The sequence below is a fragment of the Streptomyces sp. LaBMicrA B280 genome, assembly GCF_049222185.1.
Lineage (GTDB): Bacteria > Actinomycetota > Actinomycetes > Streptomycetales > Streptomycetaceae > Streptomyces > Streptomyces murinus.
In genome coordinates this window covers 373,030-393,223 of record NZ_JBMJCT010000022.1, presented here as the reverse complement: position 1 = coordinate 393,223, position 20,194 = coordinate 373,030, and the positions used below count along the sequence as shown (strand labels likewise).

Here is a 20,194-nt window from a genome sequence, read left to right as displayed (position 1 = left end):
ATGCAGGACACAACCCACACGGGGGGCGTTTCCGGGATTCACCGGCTCAATCCCCTGACGAAACTCGCCTTCGCCGTCACCGTGACCGTCTGCGCTTTCGCCGTGGTGGATTACCGGTGGCCCTTGCTGCTCTTCGCCGCCCTCCTCCTTCCGGTCGCGATCGGCGCGGGAGTGTTACGCCGATTCCTCCTCCTGCTCGCCACGTTCTGGGTTCCGGTGGCCGTGGTCCTGTTCCTGATCCAGGGATTCTTTCTTCCCGGCGCCCACGATGTGATCGCCCGGCTCGGCCCGCTGGAGCTGAAGAGCGAGGGCGTCTCCTTCGCCCTTCAGACGGCGCTGCACATCCTGGTGCTGATGAGCGGGTTCTTCCTTCTGCTCCTCACCACCCACGCCGGCGCGTTCATGAGCGCCCTGAGCGAACGCAACGTGTCGCCGAGCCTCATCTACATCGTGTCGGCGGCGCTTCAGATCGTGCCGGCGCTCAACCGCCGGGCCACACGCATCCTCCATGCCCAGCAGGCACGCGGGCAGGTGATCCACGGGCTGCGCGGCCGGGCGCGGGCGCTGGTACCGCTGATGGGCCCGCTGATCCTCGGCGCCTTCACCGACGTGGGCGAACGCGCCGCCGCGATGGAGACCCGGGGCTTTGGCGCCACCCGCCGTCCCACGAGCCTCACCGAGGTCCCCGACAGCGGGGTACAGCGCCGCCTCCGCGCCGCGATGCTGCTCTGCGCCGCGGCCGCGGTCACCGTGAACGTCTGGGGAGTACTGCGTTGATCGAAGTCAAGGGTTTCTCCTTCACCTATCCCACCGGCTCCCGGCCGGCCCTCACCGATGTCGCCTTCGAGGTCGCCCCGCGCGAACTGTGCGCGGTGGTGGGCGGCGGCGGCGCGGGCAAGAGCACCCTGGCCGGCGTGGTGAGCGGCACCGTTCCCCATCTCACCGGCGGTACGGCGGAGGGAGTGGTCCGGGTCAACGGCAGGGACCTGGCCGAAACACCGCTGTCGGGACTGGTCGGCGAGGTCGGGCTGGTCATGCAGAATCCGTTCAACCAGATATCCGGCGCCCGCTTCTCGGTACGCGAGGAGATCGCCTTCGGCCTGGAGAACCTCGGCGTCCCGCGGGACGAGATGGCGGCCCGGATCGACCCCGTCCTGGACGACCTCGGACTCACCGGGGTGCGCGACCGGTCGCCGTACGAACTGTCGGGCGGTCAGCAGCAACTGCTGGCCATCGGATCGATCCTGGTCATGCGGCCGACCGTCATGGTGCTCGACGAACCGACCTCGCAGCTCGACGCGGCCGGGAACGCGCTGGTCTTCGACGCGCTCGGCACCCTCAAGGAGCAGGGCGTGACCGTGCTGCTGATCGAACACCGCATGGAACGCCTGGCCCGCGCGGCCGACCGCGTGCTGGTCCTCGACCGGGGAGCGATCGTGGCGCAGGGCCCGCCCGGTGAGGTACTGGCGGACGAACGGCTGGCGGAATGGGGGGTCTCACCGCTGCGCTACACGGTGGCCGCGCGCCGTGCCGCGGCCCGGCGGCTCTGGCCGGACCGGAAGCCGCTGCCGGTGACCCTCGACGCCGCCGCCGAGGGATTCGCCGAGACGGCGGCCCGCCTCGACCGAGGAGACCGAGGAGACCGAGGAGACCGAGGAGACCGAGGAGACCGGCGATGATCATACGGATCGATTCCCTGACGTTCCGCTACCCCAACGGCACCACGGCCCTGGACGGGGTGTCCTTCGGTGTCGGGGCCGGTGAACGGGTGGCGGTCGTCGGTGCCAACGGCGCGGGCAAGAGCACCCTCGCACGTCACCTCGTCGGCATAGAGCGCCCGGCCTCCGGAACCATCAAGATCGACGGCCGACGGACCGACGGGCTCGGCATCGCCGAACTCGCCCGCACCGTGGGATTCGTCTTCCAGAACCCGGACGACCAGCTGCACGCGGCGAGCGTCGTCAAGGAGGTGGGATTCGGGCCGCGCAACCTGCGCTTCCCGGCCGCACGCCGCGCGGAGCTGGTCGAGTCGGCCCTGCGGCGGACGGGCCTCACGGAGGCCCGCGACACCCACCCCCATCACTTGTCGCTCGGCGAACGCAAGCGGGTCGCCCTCGCCTCGGTCCTGGCCATGGACACCCCGGTCGTCGTCCTCGACGAGCCGACGACCGGTCAGGACCACGCCTCGATCGTCCTGCTGGGGAACCTGGTCGACAGCCTGGCCGCCGACGGCCGGACCGTCCTCGCCATCACCCATGACATGGACTTCTGCGTGGAGCACTTCGACCGCGTGATCGTCCTGGCGAACGGCCGGGTCGCCTGGGACGGCCCGGTCGCCCACTGGCCGGAGCATGTCGCCGACACGGCGGACGAGAGCCTGGAACTGCCCCAGATGACACGGCTCGGCCGCCGACTGGGCTGGGAGGGACCGGTGACGACCGTGGCGGGCTTCCTGGACCGCCTGTCCGCCGGGGCCGACCCCGCGCCGGTTCCGCCGGGCGGCTGACCACCGCCCGCGCGGCGACGCGGGCGCACCCGGGCGGTCACCCGCTTCCGTTCCGTACGCTCAGACCCGTGTCCCCCGCCGCGACCGGTGAGGTCTGCGGCCGGTCTCGGCGTTCAGCGCGAGCACCGTACCGGCGTGCGTGCCGAGGTGGACGACCCCGTCGGCGTAGACGGGGCGGGTGCCGCGGCCGTCGAGACGCTGCCGCCACCGGACCTTGCCGTCGCTCAGGCCGATCTTGAACAGGCCACGCCCGTACTTGGCCCCGACGATCCAGCCGGAGGAGCCGCAGACCGCCGGGGAGGAGGCGCCGTAGGGATCCGGCAGATGCCACACGTGCTCGCCGTCGGCGGCGGCCACCGCGTGCAGGCCGCTGTGGCTGTCGCCCACGAGGACCAGGCCCTCGGTCAGCGCCGGGGTGTGGTCGACCACACCGGCCGCCGGTGCTTCCCACAACCGCTCGCCGGTGACGGCGTCGTACGCGTGGCACCGGCCCGCCCCGGTGCCCGCGCAGACCATGCCTGCCGCGACGCTCGGGGTGCAGCAGCTCAACTGGCCCGCGGTGGCCCCCTGATGCCACAGCTCCTCGCCGCTCACCGCGTCGAAGGCGGTCAACTGGCCCCCCGCGCCCTGCACATGGACCCGGCCGTCGGCCACCGCCGCCGCGGCGGCCGACCCGTCGGGCAACCGCCGCGCCCAGCGCTCGTCGCCGGTCGCCGCGTCCAGCGCGCGGATCCGGGAGGCGTCGTGCAGCAGGTCGGCCGGGTGGTGCACGACGTAGAGCAGACCGTCGCAGACCACCGGCGCGCCCGAGTGGCCCACCCGCTGCTGCCGCCGCTCCTGTCCGTCCGCGGCGTCGATCGCGTGCAGCACACCGGACTCGCCGACGATGTACACCGTCCCGTCGGCGACCGCCGGTGTGGTCTTCAGGGCACCGATCGCGTCGAAGGACCAGCGGGCCGCGCCCGTCACCGCGTCCAGCGCGTAGCAGCGGCCGTCGCAGCAGTTGACGTACACCGTGCCCGCGCAGACGACCGGCGGGGCGACGACGGCGCCGGGCAGCCGGACGCTCCATGCCTCGAAGCCGGGCGGCAGGGTGCCCTCCGGATAGACGCCGGTGTGGGCCGGGCCGCCGTGGACCATGGCGGACGGTCCGCGGGTGGCCGCCGCCGTCCCGGGCCCGGCGTCGTCCGGGGCGTTCCGCGCCACCGCACGGCCGTCGCCGGTGCCGGGGCTCGTGTCCACCGACTCGCCCCACAGCCCGGGGTCCATGATCTCCACCAGGTCGACCAATGACCGGAGTTGGAGCAGGATCGCCTGGGTGTCGTCCGGCGCCCCGCGCGGTCCCGGGGGCGCCGCGTGGACGAGGTGGCCGCCGTCCACCCGCCACTCCAGCCAGCGGCGGTCGTCGGCGAACTCGCGCACCGCCGGGGTGAGCAGCCGTGCCGCCGTCCGCGGGTCCGCGCACTCCACCACATGGTGGGCGTCGTAGACCGGTTCACCGATCTCGTACAGATGGCGGTCCGGACGCTCGGTGACGAGCCGCTTGAGCAGCGGGACCATCGTGTCCACGCCCAGTGAGTGCCGGCTCACCGCGACCAGCGGCAGTACGGTGGGCAATCGGACGAGGTACACGGTACGGCCGGCCGAGGGATCGCCGTCGGGGACGCAGTCGACGACACTGAACCGGTGACCGTCCAGGGTGCCGCTCACCATGTCCAGGGCCGTCGCCTTCTCGGCGTCGATGCCGGGCAACCCCGCGCACAGGCGCATGCGTTCGGGGTGCCGGTCCGTGTAGGTCCACCCGCGCTCCTCGGCCAGGCGGCGGCGCGCGGCGCCGCGCTCCCGCTGGTCCCTGTTCCTCGCCATGTCCGCCCTCTCCAGTCGCCCGGCGCCTGTCAGTCCCAACTCCCGTCAGGAACGGGGGCGTTAGGACCCGCACGGACAATTGTGGCCCGGGACCGGGCGGCGTGGGTCAGCGCAGGGAGCGGACGGTCGGGCTCGTGGCGACCAGGACGGCGCACGCGAGGACGGCGCCGCCGCAGACCAGGAACAGCGTCGTCGTGCCGTACGGCAGGAGCAGACCGGCGACGACGTAGGAGAACGGGTCCAGCGCCACCGTGGCCAGCACGACGAGGCTGAGGACGCGGCCCAACAGCCGCTCGGGCACCCGCTCCTGCAAAGTCGCCACGACCACCACCCCCAGAAACGCGGACCCGAGACCCACGACCGAGGCGACCGCCGTCGCGGCGGCGACATGGGTGACGACACCGAGTCCCGCCACACCCGCGCCGATCGCCGCGACCCCGCCCACCACGGTCCAGCCACGCCGGGCGGGCGGCCGCCAGCCGGCCAGCAGCGACCCGGCCAGCGAGCCCGCGCCGAAACCGGAGAGCACCGCCCCGAGAGACCCCGAGCCACCGAGGCGCCGATCGGCGAGCACCGCACCACCCACGAGGACCGGGCCCACCACCGCGATGTTGATGAGGGCCACGGCCGCCAGCATCGCCCGCACCAGAGGCTCGCGCCAGGTGTATCCCAGGCCCGCCCCGAGAGCACGCGCACTGCCGAGCCGCTCACCGTCGACGGCACCGGGAACGGCGTCTCCCCCGGCGCGTTCACCGCGTCGTACCACGCGCGCGAGCGAGCTGAGGGCGAGGGCGGCGAGCACCGCCATCGCCGAGATCCCACCGAGCGTCGCGTCGAACCCGACCGCGGCGACGGCCGCGGCGGCCACGGCAGGCCCGACCAGGTCGCCCCCCGACTCCGCGCCCTGGATCAGCGCGTTGACCCGGGAGAGCCGCTCGGCCGGCACGAAGGCGGGCAGCACCGCCAGGGCGGCCGGGAAGTACGCGGCGTCGGCGACGCCGAGCAGCGCGGCGATCACCGCGACCGTCGTCACCGACGGGGAGGCGAGGGTGATGACGGCACCGAGGGCGAGCAGCACGGCGACCCGCAGCCAGGCGGCACCGACCACGACCCGCACGGGTCCGAGACGGTCGACCATCACGCCCGCGGGAAGCAGGAGAACCGCTCGCGGCAGCGCCGCGGCCACGAGGACGAACCCGGTGACGATCCCGGGTTTCGACAGTTCGAGCACGAAAAGCGTGAGCCATACGAGGAACAGCGCGTCGACCACGGCCGCCAGCCCCTGGCCCGCGACCAGACGGCGCAGGTGCGGATCGCCCAGCGGTCCGCGCGGACGGGAACGGGCCGTCGGCTCCGTCGTCATGCTCTGCCCCCCGGGGTGCCGAGTGGATCGGTCCTGCGCGCGACGCTCCGGCGACATGGCCGCGCCCGGTCACGCCGAGGCGGACATGACCGTATCGCTCATCGATCGACACCTGTGGGAAGGGAACGCGCCGGTGTCCCTACGCGATGTGTGTGCCGCCGTCGACCGTCAGGGTGGTGCCGGTGATGTACGACGCCGCGTCGGAGACGAGGAAGACCAGGGCGGCGGCGAGTTCCTCGGGCTGCCCGACGCGGCCCGAGAGCACCCGCGGCAGCATCGCGTCGAGGTAGCCCTCGGCGTATTCGTCGGTCATCGCGGAGGGGAAGAAGCCCGGTGCGAGGGCGTTGACGCGGATGCCCCGGCCGGGGGTCCACTGCTGGGCGAGGTCGCGGGTGAGGCCGAGGAGGCCGGCCTTCGACGCCGAGTAGGCGGCCTGCGGCAGACCGCCGGTGACCAGCGCGAGGATGCTCGACACATTGACGATGGCGCTGCCGGGCGGCATCACCGCGCCCGCGGCCTGGGCCATCCAGTAGGAGCCGTTGAGATTGATGTCGATGACCTCGCGGAACTGTTCCGGCGTCTCCTCCGCCGCGGGTCTCTCGCCGCTGATCCCGGCGTTGTTGACGAGGATGTCCAGCCGCCCGAAGGCGCCCACGGCCGCGTCGACCAGGGCACGGCAGTCCTGCGGCCTGGAGATGTCGGTGCGCACCGCGACGGCCCGGCGGCCGAGCTGCTCGACGGCCGTGCGCACCGCCGCCAGCCGCTCGGCGCGCCGGGCCCCGAGCACGACGTCGGCCCCGGCCTCCGCCAGCGCGGTGGCGAAGGCGACACCCAGTCCGGAGGAGGCGCCGGTGATCACGGCCACGCGGCCGTCGAGCCGGAAGCGATCGAGGACGCTCATGGTCCCGGTCACCGATGGGTGGCGATGAAGCTCACCACGTCGCCGACGGTCCTCAGTTCCGCGGCCCGGTCGTCGGGGAACTTCACCTCGAACTTGTCCTCGGCCGCCACGGTGATCTCCACCATCGACAGGGAGTCGATGTCGAGGTCGTCGGTGAAGGACTTCTCGGTGGTCACGTCGGCGGGGTCGATGCCCGCGACCTCTTCGACGATCTTCGCAAGGGAGTCGAGAATGTCGGCGTCGTTCGCCATGGTTCCTCCTTCTTGGGGCGGGTTGCCGTGAGTCGGCCGTGGTGGGTGCGGGAGCGTCAGAGCCCGAGGCGTCGCCGGTAGGTGAGGAGGGTGTCCAGGAAGCCCTCCATCTGTTCCTCGGTGTGGCCCGCGTGCGGGAACAGGCGCAGCAGCGCCTGGTTGCGGGCGACCGCCGGGTAGGAGAAGACGGGCACGAGATAGCCGTCCCGCACGAACCACTCCCGCATCTGCAGGGCGGCGGCGTCGCTCCCGACCGGCACGGAGAGCATGTACGACTCGGTCGGTGTCGTGGGCGTGCCGGCCTCGCGCATCTGCCGGCGGAGGCGGGCGGCGTGCGCCAAGTAGTCGTCGACGATGCGCGGTTCGTCGGCGAGGGCGTCGATGGTGTGCTGGGCGGCGTAGGCGGTGGGCGGCTGGATGGCGGCCGTGAACATCGAGGTGCCGGAGAGCAGTTCGAAGGCGTCGATGGCCGCGGCGGGCCCGGCGATCGCGCCGCCCTCCAGACCGATGGCCTTCGACAGTGACACCATGACGAAGTCGGCCCGCTCCCGGATCGCGGCCGCCTCCGCGGCGTAGGGCCGGTTCTCGGGCCCGTACACCATGAAGCCGTTCGCGTCGTCGATCATGCTGATGGCGCCGTGCCGGTCGCACTCGTCGAGGATCTCCACGATGGGCCCCATGGTGCCGTCGGCCGAGTAGATGCTCTCGGCGATCACCACGGTCTTGGGGGCCCGGACCCGGTCCAGGACGCGTGCCAGGTCGGCGACGTCGTTGTGCCGGAAGGCGTGCGCCTTGCGGCCGTAGCCGAGTCCTTCGAGGCCCTTCCAGATGCTCCAGTGGACATCGCGGTCGGCGACGAAGACCGTGTCGTGGTTGTGCACCTCGATCCCGGCGTCGAAGTGCGCGGAACTGCTCATGGCGTGGACGAAGCCGATGTTGGCCAGGAGTCCGGTGGCGAAGCTGATGGCCCGTTCCTTGCCGGTGTGGCGGGCGATCGTCTCCTCCAGCACCTGGTGCGGGCGGCAGATCCCCTGTGTCATCCGGGATCCGCTGGTGCTCAGTCCGTGGGCGAGCGCCCCCTGGGCGAAATGGCGCTGGACCGGGATGTGCCGCTCCAGGTCGAGGAAGCTGATGCTGGCGAAGTTCACCAGTTCGCGGCCGTCGCGGACGACGGTGGGTCCGACGGGGCCGTCCACCACCGGCGGGCGGTACGCGGTGTCATGGGTGTTCGCCTCGACGAAGGCGGCGAAGGCCCACGGGGCCAGGCGGTCCACGGTCGGTGCGGGGGTGTGGGACGCGGTCATGGCGAGATCTCTCCTCCACGGTGGGCGCGGGGCGGCAGGGGCTCAAGGGCCCCGGCGAGGTGGCCGAGCGAGGCCGTTCCGGTCAGTTCGTCCGACGCGATCCCGGTGAAGCCGGACCGGTGCAGCAGCGCCAGCAGCCGGGGGACGGCGACCAGGGTGATCCCGTGGTCGGCGAGGCAGCGGTTCATGTCCACGGCGGCACGGCCGGCGGCCGACGGATCAGGGGCCCCGACGGCGGTCACGGCGGCGGCCAGCGCCCGTTCGGCGTCCGTCGCGGGCGGACGGGACGGGACCCGCGGGGTTTCCGGGCCGCCGGTGGTGGCGCGGGGCGGGTCGGGGAGCGCGCCGGATCCGGGGGCGGCCTGGCACAGGACGTAGCGGCCCGGGGCCAGGGTGCCGGGTGCGTCGCCGAGGTGGTCCAGGATGTGGCGGTGCAGGTCGCCGGGGGTGACACCGGGGGCCGTACGGGCGTGTACGACGAGGTGTGGCGCGCCGCCCCGCGCGGTGGCGTCCCCGCCGGGTGTCACCGTCGCGTCGAGTACTCCGGGGTGGCCGCGCACCACGTCCGCGACCTTGGGCAGGCTCACCCATCCTTGCGGGGCGCGCCACCAGCCGGGGGCGGGCGGGGTGAGCCGGCGTGCCGGGAGCGCGCGCTCTTCGCCGTCGGCGAGCCCGCGCAGGAAGGCGCACAGCCGGACGGGCAGCGCGGCGGCCTGTCCCGCGTCGAGCAGATGGTCCCCGACGGTGACATCCAGGGTGACGGCCCCGCCGTCGCGGCTGAAGTCGACGTACAGCGTGTCGCAGGGCTCGTCGGGCGCGCTGCTGAGCCAGGTGGCGGCCCCGCCGGGCGGGGTGTCAGACGCGGGGACCAGGTAGTCGCGTGGCCAGGAGTAGCAGTTGTACTCGATGGTGGGTACGGTCACGGCACCGCGGCGGCGGTCCTGGCGCGCCTGGGCGGCGACCAGTTCGGCGGGGCGCCACCGGCCGTGCCGGTAGGCCGCGGCGGAGGCGGCGGCGACCGAGGCGGCCACCTCGCCGAACGCCGCGCCCGGACGGAGATCGATCTGTACCGGGACCGTCAGGGCCCGGACGCCGATGCTGTCCCGCAGCGCGGCGCGGGCCCGGTTGGACACCACCACCGAGGCGAGGAACCGGTGTTCGCCGGTGCGGGCGGCGACATCGTGGGCCAGTACGGCGAGCATGGCGATCTCCGGGCTGACCCGATGGCGCCGGGCGACGCGGTCGAGGTCGTCGTACGCCGCCACCGAGCGGTGCTGGAGGCGGTGGCGCCCCGCACCGTCGTCACTTCCGCCGAACGGATCCAGTACGCAGGTCGGATTGTCCGCGAAGCGGGTGAGCCACTCCCGCTCCGCCGCGCGGGCGCGTTCCGGGTCCTGGTCGCCGACCGCGTCGAGCGGGTGCGCGGTGATGGGCGGGTGCGCGGGCGTCTTCGCCGGTGTGCCGGTGCCGCGCAGCAGGGCGTGCAACTGGTCGAGCAGGACCCCAAGTCCCCAGCCGTCGATCACGACATGGTGGGCGGCCAGCACGACCGCGCGCGGCCTCCCCTCCGTCAGCAGCACCCGGGCGAGCCAGGGCGGATTGCGCTCGGGGTCGATCGGGCGGGCGGCCAGCGCCGCCGTGGCGGCCTCCAGGGCGTCGGCGGAGGCGGCGGGGACATCGGCGGTGTCGACCGGCAGCGGGGCCCAGTCCGCCCGGTGGACGTACTGCACCGGGCGGAGCGGGTCGACCGTGGTGCGCAGCGCCTCGTGGCGGGCGGTGAGGGCGGCGAGCGCCCGGTGGATGTCGGCGATCGTCGCCGGGGGCGGGACGTGGCAGTGGTCGGCGAGCGGTGTCGGGTTCACCCGCCGTGGCGCGGGAATGGTGCGTTCGTACCAGTGCCACTGCTGGACCCAGCTCAGCGGTCCGCTGCGGACGACGGTGGCGGGGCTCGGAGCCGGTCGCGGAGCGTGGTTCACGGCCGGTACCTCATACGGCCCGGACCACGAGCGCGGCGTTGTGTCCGCCGAAGCCGAAGGAGTTGCTCAGCGCGATCCGCATCCGCTCGTGGTGCTGCGCCCGGTGCGGCACGAAGTTGATGTCCGGGTCGATCGGTTCGTCACAGTTGACGGTCGGCGGGACGTCACCCGTGCGCAGGACCTGGATGGAGGCCACGAGTTCGACCGCCCCGGCGGCACCGATCATGTGCCCGGTCATCGACTTGGTGGAGCTGACCGGGATCCGGGTGACACGGTCGCCCAGCACCGTGCGCAGGACGGCCGTCTCCATGGCGTCGTTCAGCAGCGTTCCGGTGCCGTGCGCGTTGACGTAGTCCACGTCCGCCCCCGTGATCCCCGCGTCGCGCAGCGCCGCCTCGACGGCGAGGCACGCGCCGCGTCCCGCCGGGTGCGGGGCGGTCCAGTGATGAGCGTCGGAACTCGCCCCGTAGCCGGTGAGTTCGGCCAGCGCCGTCGCCCCGCGCCGGTCGGCCACCTCGGCGGCCTCCAGCACCAGCACGGCGGCTCCCTCGCTCATCACGAATCCGTCGCGGTGCGCGTCGAACGGCCGGCACGCCGCGGTCGGGTCGTCGTTGCGGGTGGACAGCGCGCGGGCGTTGCCGCTGCCCGCGAGGTCGACGGCGGTGACGCAGGCGTCGGCGCCACCGGCGATGACGATGTCGGCCTCCCCCTGGCCGATCATGCGCATCGCCGCGCCCACCGCGTCGGCGCCGCTGGCGCACGCCGTGCTCTGCGCACGGCTCGGTCCCCGGGTGCCCAGCCGCATGCTGATCTCGGCGGCGGCACTGTCCATGGCGGTGGTGACCTGGGTGAACGGGCCGATGGCCCGCGGCCCCTTGTCGCGCAGCGTGTGCGCGGCCCGGTAGATCGACCCCACCGGGCCGTAGCCGCTGCCGATGACCACCGCGACCCGCGGCGCGAGGCGGTCGTCGACGACGAGTCCGGCGTGTTCGCAGGCCTCCAGCGCCGCGGCGAGGGCGTACTGCGCGTACGGATCGGCGCGGCGGCTGACCGTCCGGGGCATGTAGCGGCCGGGGCTGAACGCGCGGACCTGGCCGCCGATCCGGACGCCGAGTCCGGTCACGTCGATCCCGTCCACGGTGTCGATGCCGCTGCGCCCGGCCAGCATCGCCGTCCAGGTGTCGTCGACACTGTGGCCCAGCGGTGTCACCGCCCCGTACCCGGTGACCATCACCCGGCGCCGGGCGTCACCTCGCTGTGCCGGTCCCGTCACGTCCGTCGCGTCCGTCACGTCCGTCACTGGGGAACCACCTCGGCGTCGCGGATGGGCGGGGCGATGTCGTCGGGGGCGACCGGCACCATGAGCACGGCCGTGCCGCCCTGGGCGCAGAACCGGCGCGCGGCGCGGATCTCCTCGGTCAGCGCGGCCTTGTCGCGCAGCACCCGGCAGTGGATGTCCGGGCCGTCCACCACGGGCGGTGGCGCGCCCGGCCGGGTGAACGGGTGGCGGTCGGCGTCGAGTCCGAGGCGGGCGCGCTGGGCGTCCAGCCAGCCGTAGCCGCCGTTGCACAGCACCACGTACAGCACACCGCCGTGGGCGGGAGCGGTGACGGCGATGTCCGCGCGGGCCGCGAGGAACGCTCCGTCCCCGACGATCGCGGTGACCTCGTGGTCCGGGGCGGCCCGCTTGACCCCGATGGCCGCCGCCGCGCCGAAGCCCAGCGGGGTCTGCTCCGACGGCACGACGGACCCGCCCCCGGCGTGGAAGGGGAAGCAGTAGGACCACATGTCCTGGAGCCCGTTCTCCTGGACCAGTACGCGGGGCCCGTCGGCGGTGGCGTCGAGCGCGGCGAGCAGCTCGGCGACGCGGATGCCCGGCAGCGTCGCCGCGCGGGCCAGCTCTGCCGCCACGCCGAGTGACATGGCCGTACGGGCGGCGGCGATCCGGTCCGGCCACGCCCCGGACGCGTCCGCCTGTCCGGCCCCGGGGTCCTCCGCCAGCGCCCGCGACCAGCCGAGCACGGCGTGCCGGGCGTCTCCGAGTACGCGCGGGCCCGCGAACTCGGCCGACAGGCCGCCGGGGTCGACATTGACCTGCACCACCGTGACCGGGGGCCACGGTGTCCCGCCTTCGACGGCGGTCTCCTCCAGTCGCCCGGCGAGCGACACCACCAGGTCGCAGGAGGACCACAGTTCACGGGCGGGGGCGGCGGCGTACAGGCCCGCCAGGCCGCAGAACAGCGGGTGGCGCTCGTCCACGGCACCGCGGCCGGACGCGGTGGTGAAGAGCGCCGCGCCGAGGCGTTCGGCGAAGCGCTCGACCGCCCCGTCCCCGTTGCGGTGCCGCATCCCGCCGCCCACGAGGACCACCGGCCGCCGGCTCGCGCGGATCGCCGCCAGCGCCGGTCCCGGCGGCACGGGGGCGGACTCGGCGAGCAGCCGTTCGGGCGGTGCCGGTGGTGGTCCGGTGGCGAGGATCTCCGCCGTGCGGACGTCGTCGGGCACCTCCAGGTACACCGGGCCGGACGGCGGCCCCGCGACCCGGGTCAGCGCCGTCACCGTCGCGGGCACGACCCGGTCCGGATGCCCCACCCGGTGCGCCCACCGCACCAGGGGCGCCACCGCGGCGACCTGGTCGAGTTCCTGGAACCCACCGCTGCCCCGGCGCCGTTCGGCCACTGCGGCGGCGAGCACGAGGACCTGTGCGCCGGACTCCCGGGCCTCCAGCAGCCCGGTGGCCGCGTGGGTGACGGCCGGACCCTTGCCCAGGGCGCACACGGCGAGCCGGCCCGACTGGAGCGCGTAGCCGGTGGCCATGTACATCGCGTTGCGCTGGTCACGGCACGGTACGAGGGCCACGCCCGCGGTGTCGAGGGCGCGGAGCAACTCCAGGTCGTCGCCGGGCAGTCCGAAGCAGGTGTCCACCCCGCTCGCCACCAGCAGGTCGACGATCGCGGACCACGCGTCGGCGTATCGCTTGCTCACCGCGTTCACCTTCCACCCACCGCGTCCAGGGCGGCGGTCGGGAGGTTCCGGGCCACCGCCTGCGACATGAGCAGCGGTTCGGCGTGCCGCTTCCCGCCACAGGAGATGTAGTTCGCCCTCATCCCGAATCCACCGAACGGGCGGTTTCCGTCCTCGGCGTCGAGCAAGGTGTGGTTGACACAGGTCTGGTGACGCTCGGACAGGACTCGCACCGTGTCCGCGTCGCTTCCGTAGACCATCGCTCCCAGCGCGCGTTCGCTGAAGTGGGGGCTTGACAGCCGTTCGCGTAATCGCCTGGCACCGGGGTAGGGCACGACGTTGAACACCGGGGCGAACATCTCGTCCAGGGGGATCTTGTCGTCGAAGTCCCAGAGCAGCACGGTCGGTTCGATCCTGCGGGACGGCAGATCGATGCGCCCGCCGTGCCGGATGCGCCGTGCGTGGCGTACCAGGTAGTCCGCGCAGTTCACCAGCGCCGAGTCGTAGTGGATCGGCCCGTAGTCCGCGGCGGGGTCACGGTTGTCTCCAAAACGCAGCGCGTCCAGTCCGGCGGACAACAGGCCGAAGAATTCCTCGGTACGGCCCCGCGGTGTGAACACGACGTCGGGCCCGAAACAGTCCTGGCCCGAGTTGTAGAGCCGGATCCGCGTGAGGTCCCGCACGGCGTGCGCGAGATCGGCGTCGGGCGCAATCACAAAGGGGTTGATTCCGTTGCCGAAGAAGAGAAAGAGTTGGTCTTCGTCCAGGCTCTCGCGGACGGTTTCGGCGTTGTCGTAATTTCCGGTGAAGACGATGAGGTCCGCCTCGCGTACGGGCCCGGTCACGAACTTGCGCTGGCTGAGTTCGAAAAGCTCGATGGGTAAGCCGTGGACCGGCGCGAGCAGGGCGTGCAGGCGCCGCATCTGGCTTTTTGTCTCGGAGGACGGCCGAAAGGCGATCCGCTCGCTGTAAAGGGATGCGACCAGCATGTACAGCGCGTAGGAGTAGAGGGGGATGTTGGAGGGCATGAAGACGGCCGCGAGCGGCACGCGGCCCGGCCGGACCCGGCGGATCTCCTCCTCCGCTCCGTCGAGCGTGGCGAGGAAGGAGTGGATTTCCGCGACGGCGGTGCGGTGGGGGGACACTTCGGTGAGGATGTCCAGCACCGCGTCCTCGTGGTCGGCCACGTACCGGCGCACCGCACACAGCGCGTCGACACGGCCGGGGAAGGGGATGCGGTAGCCGGACACGCCGACGCCCCGGCCGGCCACGCTGGTGCCGCTGATCTCGTCCGGCGCCGTGGGCAGCGACGCCATGGCGATGTCCTCCAGAGCGGCCAGGTCGGGTTTTCCCGTGCCCGTCAGGGGCCACGAGGGAAGCACCACGATGTGGTCGGGCTGCTCGTAGCGGGCGAGCGCGGGGCGCAGCAGCCGCTTCCAGTGCGCCGGTTCGTGATCGTCCGGGTCCACGACGACGAACACCAGACGGCAGCCCAGACGGTCGTCGGGGACGGCGACGACCTGCGTCTCCACGCCGACCTCCGCGGCCCGCCCGGCGAGGTGGTCGGGATAGAGCGTGTGGCCGTCACGGTGCACCGCGTGCCTGCGTCCGATCGGGAACACCCGGCCGGCGTCGTCGAGCAGACCGATGTCGCCCGTGCGGTACACGGGATCCAGAACCGGGACGATCTCGCCGTCCTCGCCCAGTCGGCCGGTCATCAGGCCGCCGCTGCGCACGACGAGTTCGCCGAGCCGGCCGCTGGGAAGCGGCTCGCCGTGCTCGTCGTGCACCTCGACGACCACGCCGGGCAGTGGCGTGCCGCACCCGACCGGATCGGCATGGGTCGCCAGCGCGATGTTTCCCACCTCGGTCGCCCCATAGCCGTCGAGCAGGCGCCGGCCCGTGCGGGCGTGGAACCGGGCGGCCAGGTCGCGTCCCAGCGGCGCGCCGCCCACGCACCAGGCCCGTACCGTCTCCAGCGCGTCGGCGAGGGCGGGACGTCGGTCGAACAGATTGAGCAGGCTGTAGTAGGTCGACGGGGCCGCGTCCACGACGGAGAGACCGTGCTCCACGCCGACCGCGAGCGCGTGGTCCAGGCGCGTGGCCGGCCCGTAGACCACGAGCGTGCCGCCGCCCAGCCACCAGCTGAGGACCAGCGACAGGCCGTACTGATGGGAGTACGGCAGGACGGGCAGGAAGACGTCGTCGGGCCGGTACGCCATCCGTTCCGCGCTGAGCGCGAGGTTGTCCAGGATGGAGCGCCCGGAGCGGACGATGCCCTTGGGGCTGCCCGTCGTACCCGACGACCAGGAGATCGCGGCGTCCTGACGCCGTGTCCAGGCCGCGACATCGGGCACGGACGCCGTGTCCGGCGTGGGTGGTGGCGGCGCGGCGGTGTCCGTCCCGTCGCTGATTTCGAGCAGTGCGCGCGCCTGGGCACGGATCTGCGATCGCCGTGCGGGGGTGGCCCGATGATCGGTCAGGACCACCGAGGCGTCGAGGTGAATGAGCGCCAGCAGATCGACGACCCATTTTGGGGAATTCGCCCCGCTCATCATCACCCGCGAACCGGGTCCGACGCCACGGTGTGCGAGAAGTTCCGTGGCACCAAAAATTCGGGCCACGATTTCATCCGTCTCCCAGATACGCCCCTCGGGCGAGATCAAGCGCCTGATAATAGGCACCTCGTGCTCCTTAAAACCGCCAGAGAGCGCGTTCAGCTCTCACGCGACTGTCCCACACCCGCAGATCGGCGTCGAATACGGCAAGGGGCGCTCCATGACACATACGGGATGCTTGAGTGCGCAGCGACGGAAGTGACGCACCGGGCGGCCGATTCTGATCGGCGAATTCATGGCGCGGTTGGCAGCGGCGTTTCTTTTTGAGTGCCGACAGGAATCCCGTCGATCAGGGCGGAAGCTCGGACTGTACGACGGCGGCCTCACCGGAACCCTCAACAGACGGCCACTAAAGTATTATTGAATGACCGGCACGACGGCCATTCTGCGACAATTCCGGCTGTGCAAGGGTGTGCCCGCGCGCTGGAACTCCCCGGCCCGGCAGCACCACTGCTGCCCACCGGGCCCGCCCTCTACACCGACGGCTCACTGACAAGCGCCGCACGCGTACCGGCGACAGGCAGCGTCGCCCGCCGCTCGTCCGCGAGTTCTGCCGTCGCCGGTGACGCTGAGCCGACAGCGCGGAGGCGCCGCCCGAGAACGGGCGGCGCCTCCGTGCTCCCTGAAGGAGTTGTGGTGTCCCCCGGGATCCGTCAGCCGGCCGGGGCGAGGCGAACCTCGGCGTGCAGGCCCTTGGCATCGACGCCGGGGAAGAGGCTGACGTGCCCGTCGCTCCAGCGGACCAGCACATCGGCGGCGCTGTCGCCCGTGAAGGCGCCGGCGGCGACCACCGTGGCGTCCTTCCAATTCGATTGCGCGGGGCGGATCTTGACCTCACCGGGCAGGGCCTTGGCGGTCACGCCCGGATAGACGGTGCTCTCACCGTCGACCCAGCGCACCAGCAGATCATCGGTGCTCTTACCGGTGAAGGAGCCGGTCGTCAGGTGGCCGGCGTAGGTCCAGGTGTTGTTCTTGGCGACGGTCTGGGTCTGCTTCTTCAACCCGTTGGCCGCCACGTCGCCGAAGACGGAGACATGGCCGTCCTTCCAGTCCACCAAGAGGTCGTCCCGCCGCCCGCCCGCCGTGAACCTGCCGCCGACCAGCAGCCGGGCATCGTCCTTCCAGATGGCGTTCTTCGGCGGCGCGAGCTGCTTCTCGCCGTGGAAGCCCTTGGCGTCCACGGTGGAGTAGAGGGACATCTCGCCGTCGATCCAGCGCACCACCACCCCGTCCGTGCCACCGCCCGTGTTGACGCCGGTGACCGCGAGCGCCTTGGCCCAGATACTCTTGGCGGGCTGGAGCCGGTACTCGGCGGAGAACGGGTGGGCGGGGTCGGTGCCGTCGCCGCCCTGATAGAGGGTGACCTCGCCGTCGTCCCAGACGACGATCAGATCCATCCTGCGGGTCCCGGCGGCGGCGCCGGTGTAATGGCCGGCGGTCATCTGCACGGCGTGCTTCCAGGGCGCGTTCGCGAACGTGGTGCCGTAGACGACCTGCCGCACCCAGCCGGCCACGTTGTCGACGCGGGCGGCCACCGCCCCGGTGCGGGTCTCGGCCGGGTCCGCGCCCAGGCAACCCCCCTGCCACGAGCGGCTGTTGACGGCGACGACCGCCGTACGGCCGTTGACGGTGCCCAGCGCGGGGCCGCCGGTGTCACCCTGGCACACGGCGGCGTTGTCGGACTTCGCCGCCAGGTCCACGGTGGTGGCGCTCAGGTTCTGGACGGTGAAGGTGGCCGCGTGCACCTGGTCGGGTATCCACTCCTCACGCGTACGCCCGTATCCCGCGACCTGGGCCTCGTCCCCGACGGCGGGCGCGCTGTCGGCCACCGGAAGGGGGGTGATGCCGCCGACGGGCTTGGCCAGCTGGGCCATGACCACATCACGGCCGGCGCGGGGTACGAGGTTCACCACCTGCTGGGCGGTGCCGCCGATGGTGGCCGTCGTCTTGAGTTTCGGCGCACCGGGGGCGAGGCTGCCGCCCGGAGTGTCGGTGAAACAGCTCGCGGCGGTCAGCAGCCACTGCGGTGCCACCAGTACGGCGGAGCAGCCGCGCTTGTCGTTGATCTGGGTGCCGATGTCGAGCCGGGCGAGGGCGGCCGCGGTGGCCACGTCGGCCCGCGGGCCGGATACGGCGGTCGCGGGTGCGGCCGACACGGCGGTGGCGGCCAGCGCGGCGGCGGCGATCAGGCCGCCGGCCCGCGCGGTGTGCGGACGAGAGCCGGACATGAGGTTCCCCGTTTCCTGTGAGGTCGGTGAAAAGTAGCGGTGACGCCGCTCGGGCGAATGCTCAGCTGGTGACGCGGAGTTCGACGAGGACGGACTTCTTATTGGTGTCGCCCGCCTCGCCGACCGGCGTGTAGTCGTTCTTCGGAGCGTTGACGACACTCTTCTTGCCGTCGGTGGTGAGCGTGGCCTGGACCGGGTGATCCTGGGTCCATATGCCGTAGGCGTCGGGGAGTTCCATGGTCAAGTACCCCTGTTTGCCGCTCACCTTGAAGCAGTAGTACATGCTCGCGGTGCGGGACTCGACCTTGATGTCGAAGGCCGAGTTGCAATCCGCAAGCATGATGTGGCCGTCGCCCCGCTTCAGCGTGATCTTGCGCTCGGCCTGGATCCCCTCGGCTCCGGGGTAGTCGAACGTCTCGACTGCGAACGGCATATCGGTGGCGGCGGCGGTCGGCTCGGGCGCGGCGGGCGCATCCCCCACGGCCACCGCGTAGGCGGCAAAACCGACAGAGCTCACCAGAGCCGTCACAGCCCCCACGACAAGGGCCTTCCCGGTGCGGGACATCGTCACGTTTCCTCCCGATCAGCGAAGTCTGATCAACCATGTGCATGTAAAGCGCAAGTGAACCATATGTAAAGTATCCCCGAAGCACCCCCCCCAACTGCTTCGAGCCCCCCACCTCGTGACGTCACGTCAGGACGACGTGCGGCACCTGCGTCCAGCGATAATCGTTCACTTTCGTGAACATCGACATGGACGCGTAGACAGGCCCGTCGATCGATAATCCCGGCGCCTTGGGGCTCACCAGGCATGAAAAGGACTTTGCATGAAGAAACGTTGGCGCCCGGTGCGGGCGTCACGCACCCGATCCGGCGAGCCCTTGTGCGCCCGGAGCCGTACCGCCTTGCGCGGCGCGGCTGCCGGACTGCTGCCGCTCGCCCTGACGGCCGGGCTCCTCGGTGCCTCGCCCGCCACCGCCGCGGACGACGAGTCGCACCCTTCCGTCGGCCGCGGGCCGGTGGTCGAGTACTGGCGCACCGGCGGCAGCGGCGTCAAGGAGGCCGCCGAGCGGGCGTTGCTCGGCGGCGACGAGGAGATCCGCGCGTTCATCCGCGACCGGCCGGCACTTCAGGCCGTGGACGACCGGGTGGATGTCAGCCGGGTCATCAACGCGGGCGGCCCGGCGGTGCGTTCGGCCGCGAAGGCGGCGCTCGCGTCCCAGAACCCGGACGAGGTGACCGCGTTCCTGCGTGACGGCTGGAAGGCCCCGCTGGAACAGGACCGGCGCGTCGAGGCCTCACGGGTCATCAATTTTGGTGGCCCTGGTGTGCAGGAGGCGGGCAAGGAAGCGCTCAAGGGCTCTGCGGAGGACGTGGCGGCCTTCCTCGGCCAGGGCCAGTACACGGCTCGCGAGACGGACGACCGGGTCAGGGTCTCCCAGCTGATCGGCTCGGGCGGCCCGGCGATGAAGGCGGCCGGGAAGGTCGCCTTGCAGGGATCGCCGGACGACATCGTGGAGTTCCTGGAGGTCGGACAGTTCACCGCGCGCAACCGTGACCAGGAGCACGCCACGATCGCGCAGCTGACCGAGCAGGCCAAACAGGCCGGCGCTCAGGCCGATGACGCCGCGAAGACATCGCAGGAGGCGTCGGCGAAGGCGGTCGCCGCCTCGCAGCTGGCCAAGGAGGCCGCGCAAACGGCGGCCAAGGAGACCGCGGCCGCGAAGAACGACTCGCTGAAGGCCGCGGCCAAGGCGCGGCAGGCAGCCGAAGCGGCGCGGGCCGCCGCCGGGGCCGCGCAGACCGCGATCAACGCGGCGAGCGCCGCGGACCGTTCGGCGCGGTTCGGCGCGGATCGCGGCACTGGCCGCCGCACAGACCGCCGCGGCGGCGACCGCCGCGGCCAACGCGGCCGGAGCCGCGTACAAGGCCGCCGCCGACGCGGCCCTCGACAAGAACAAGGCTGACGCCGCACGGGACTCCGCGAAGCAGGCCCGTGCCGCCGGTCTCCTGGCGAAGTCGTCCGCGGCGGCCGCCGAACAGGCCGGCCGGGCCTCTCTGGCCGCGGGAGCCGCGGCCAAGGCATCGCTGAGCGCGATCGGCGACGCGAACGCGGCGGCCGACGCGGCCGACGAGGCCAACCGTGCCGCGGACGCCGCGGGTGCCCACTCCGCCGAAGCGCAGGCCGCCGCGGCCGAGACGCGCCGTCACGCACGT

General features: G+C 72.5%; 15 protein-coding genes. 4 read left to right on the top strand and 11 right to left on the bottom strand.

Annotation, left to right across the window (positions count from 1 at the left end):
* From ACLF5H_RS21120 to ACLF5H_RS21110, 3 genes are read left to right on the top strand one after another with little or no spacing between them, the layout of a single operon-like run.
* Positions 1–777: an energy-coupling factor transporter transmembrane component T family protein gene (locus tag ACLF5H_RS21120; RefSeq protein WP_421677620.1), complete on the top strand. Its 777-nt coding sequence runs from the start codon at positions 1–3 to the stop codon at positions 775–777.
* Positions 774–1,679: an energy-coupling factor ABC transporter ATP-binding protein gene (locus ACLF5H_RS21115; RefSeq protein ID WP_421677564.1), complete on the top strand. Its 906-nt coding sequence runs from the start codon at positions 774–776 to the stop codon at positions 1,677–1,679. Before ACLF5H_RS21120 ends, ACLF5H_RS21115 begins: the two co-directional genes overlap by 4 nt.
* Complete coding sequence (locus tag ACLF5H_RS21110) at positions 1,676–2,506, top strand: energy-coupling factor ABC transporter ATP-binding protein (RefSeq protein ID WP_421677563.1); 831 nt, start codon at positions 1,676–1,678, stop codon at positions 2,504–2,506. The genes ACLF5H_RS21115 and ACLF5H_RS21110 overlap by 4 nt, the downstream gene beginning before the upstream one ends.
* 60 nt (positions 2,507–2,566) lie before the next feature.
* On the opposite strand, the gene ACLF5H_RS21105 is transcribed toward ACLF5H_RS21110, so the two are convergent.
* The 11 genes from ACLF5H_RS21105 to ACLF5H_RS21055 form a co-directional block, all read right to left on the bottom strand.
* Positions 2,567–4,372, bottom strand: a complete 1,806-nt coding sequence (locus ACLF5H_RS21105) for a PQQ-binding-like beta-propeller repeat protein (protein WP_421677562.1) — start codon at positions 4,370–4,372, stop codon at positions 2,567–2,569.
* Between the two features lie 106 nt (positions 4,373–4,478).
* Positions 4,479–5,735 (bottom strand): MFS transporter, encoded by a 1,257-nt coding sequence (locus tag ACLF5H_RS21100; protein ID WP_421677561.1) that lies wholly within the window; start codon positions 5,733–5,735, stop codon positions 4,479–4,481.
* Positions 5,736–5,874: 139 nt separating this feature from the next.
* On the bottom strand, positions 5,875–6,636 hold the full coding sequence (locus ACLF5H_RS21095; protein WP_421677560.1) for an SDR family NAD(P)-dependent oxidoreductase: 762 nt from the start codon (positions 6,634–6,636) through the stop codon (positions 5,875–5,877).
* 8 nt (positions 6,637–6,644) lie between these two features.
* Positions 6,645–6,887 carry an acyl carrier protein gene (locus ACLF5H_RS21090; RefSeq protein ID WP_421677559.1) on the bottom strand — a complete coding sequence of 81 codons (243 nt, stop codon included), beginning with the start codon at positions 6,885–6,887 and terminating at the stop codon, positions 6,645–6,647.
* Between the two features lie 56 nt (positions 6,888–6,943).
* On the bottom strand, positions 6,944–8,191 hold the full coding sequence (locus tag ACLF5H_RS21085) for an aminotransferase class I/II-fold pyridoxal phosphate-dependent enzyme (protein WP_421677558.1): 1,248 nt from the start codon (positions 8,189–8,191) through the stop codon (positions 6,944–6,946).
* The gene (locus ACLF5H_RS21080) at positions 8,188–10,167 is read right to left on the bottom strand and encodes a condensation domain-containing protein (RefSeq protein ID WP_421677557.1); all 1,980 of its coding nucleotides are present in this window, start codon (positions 10,165–10,167) and stop codon (positions 8,188–8,190) included. Before ACLF5H_RS21080 ends, ACLF5H_RS21085 begins: the two co-directional genes overlap by 4 nt.
* 10 nt (positions 10,168–10,177) lie before the next feature.
* Positions 10,178–11,467 (bottom strand): beta-ketoacyl-ACP synthase II, encoded by a 1,290-nt coding sequence (gene fabF / locus ACLF5H_RS21075; RefSeq protein ID WP_421677556.1) that lies wholly within the window; start codon positions 11,465–11,467, stop codon positions 10,178–10,180.
* Positions 11,464–13,152, bottom strand: coding sequence for a thiamine pyrophosphate-binding protein (locus tag ACLF5H_RS21070; RefSeq protein WP_421677555.1), 1,689 nt, complete (start codon positions 13,150–13,152; stop codon positions 11,464–11,466). The genes fabF and ACLF5H_RS21070 overlap by 4 nt, the downstream gene beginning before the upstream one ends.
* Positions 13,153–13,157: 5 nt before the next feature.
* Positions 13,158–15,797, bottom strand: a complete 2,640-nt coding sequence (locus ACLF5H_RS21065; protein ID WP_421677554.1) for an aldehyde dehydrogenase family protein — start codon at positions 15,795–15,797, stop codon at positions 13,158–13,160.
* Positions 15,798–16,402: 605 nt separating this feature from the next.
* Positions 16,403–17,977 carry a trypsin-like serine protease gene (locus ACLF5H_RS21060; RefSeq protein ID WP_421677553.1) on the bottom strand — a complete coding sequence of 525 codons (1,575 nt, stop codon included), beginning with the start codon at positions 17,975–17,977 and terminating at the stop codon, positions 16,403–16,405.
* A gap of 61 nt (positions 17,978–18,038) precedes the next feature.
* A complete protein-coding gene (locus ACLF5H_RS21055; RefSeq protein WP_421677552.1) occupies positions 18,039–18,542 on the bottom strand; it encodes a hypothetical protein in 504 nt (167 codons plus the stop codon).
* Positions 18,543–18,882: 340 nt separating this feature from the next.
* Here ACLF5H_RS21055 and ACLF5H_RS21050 point away from each other — a divergent pair, with 340 nt between their 5' ends.
* Positions 18,883–19,944: an ALF repeat-containing protein gene (locus ACLF5H_RS21050; protein WP_421677551.1), complete on the top strand. Its 1,062-nt coding sequence runs from the start codon at positions 18,883–18,885 to the stop codon at positions 19,942–19,944.
* Positions 19,945–20,194 lie beyond the last annotated feature (250 nt).

Excerpts from the sequence above, each read along its gene's own strand:
- ACLF5H_RS21120 (WP_421677620.1), top strand. The coding sequence starts at position 1 with ATGCAGGACACAACCCACACGGGGGGCGTTTCCGGGATTCACCGGCTC.
- ACLF5H_RS21110 (WP_421677563.1), top strand. The coding sequence starts at position 1,676 with ATGATCATACGGATCGATTCCCTGACGTTCCGCTACCCCAACGGCACC.
- ACLF5H_RS21105 (WP_421677562.1), bottom strand. The coding sequence starts at position 4,372 with ATGGCGAGGAACAGGGACCAGCGGGAGCGCGGCGCCGCGCGCCGCCGC.
- ACLF5H_RS21100 (WP_421677561.1), bottom strand. The coding sequence starts at position 5,735 with ATGACGACGGAGCCGACGGCCCGTTCCCGTCCGCGCGGACCGCTGGGC.
- ACLF5H_RS21095 (WP_421677560.1), bottom strand. The coding sequence starts at position 6,636 with ATGAGCGTCCTCGATCGCTTCCGGCTCGACGGCCGCGTGGCCGTGATC.
- ACLF5H_RS21090 (WP_421677559.1), bottom strand. The coding sequence starts at position 6,887 with ATGGCGAACGACGCCGACATTCTCGACTCCCTTGCGAAGATCGTCGAA.
- ACLF5H_RS21085 (WP_421677558.1), bottom strand. The coding sequence starts at position 8,191 with ATGACCGCGTCCCACACCCCCGCACCGACCGTGGACCGCCTGGCCCCG.
- ACLF5H_RS21060 (WP_421677553.1), bottom strand. The coding sequence starts at position 17,977 with ATGTCCGGCTCTCGTCCGCACACCGCGCGGGCCGGCGGCCTGATCGCC.
- ACLF5H_RS21055 (WP_421677552.1), bottom strand. The coding sequence starts at position 18,542 with ATGTCCCGCACCGGGAAGGCCCTTGTCGTGGGGGCTGTGACGGCTCTG.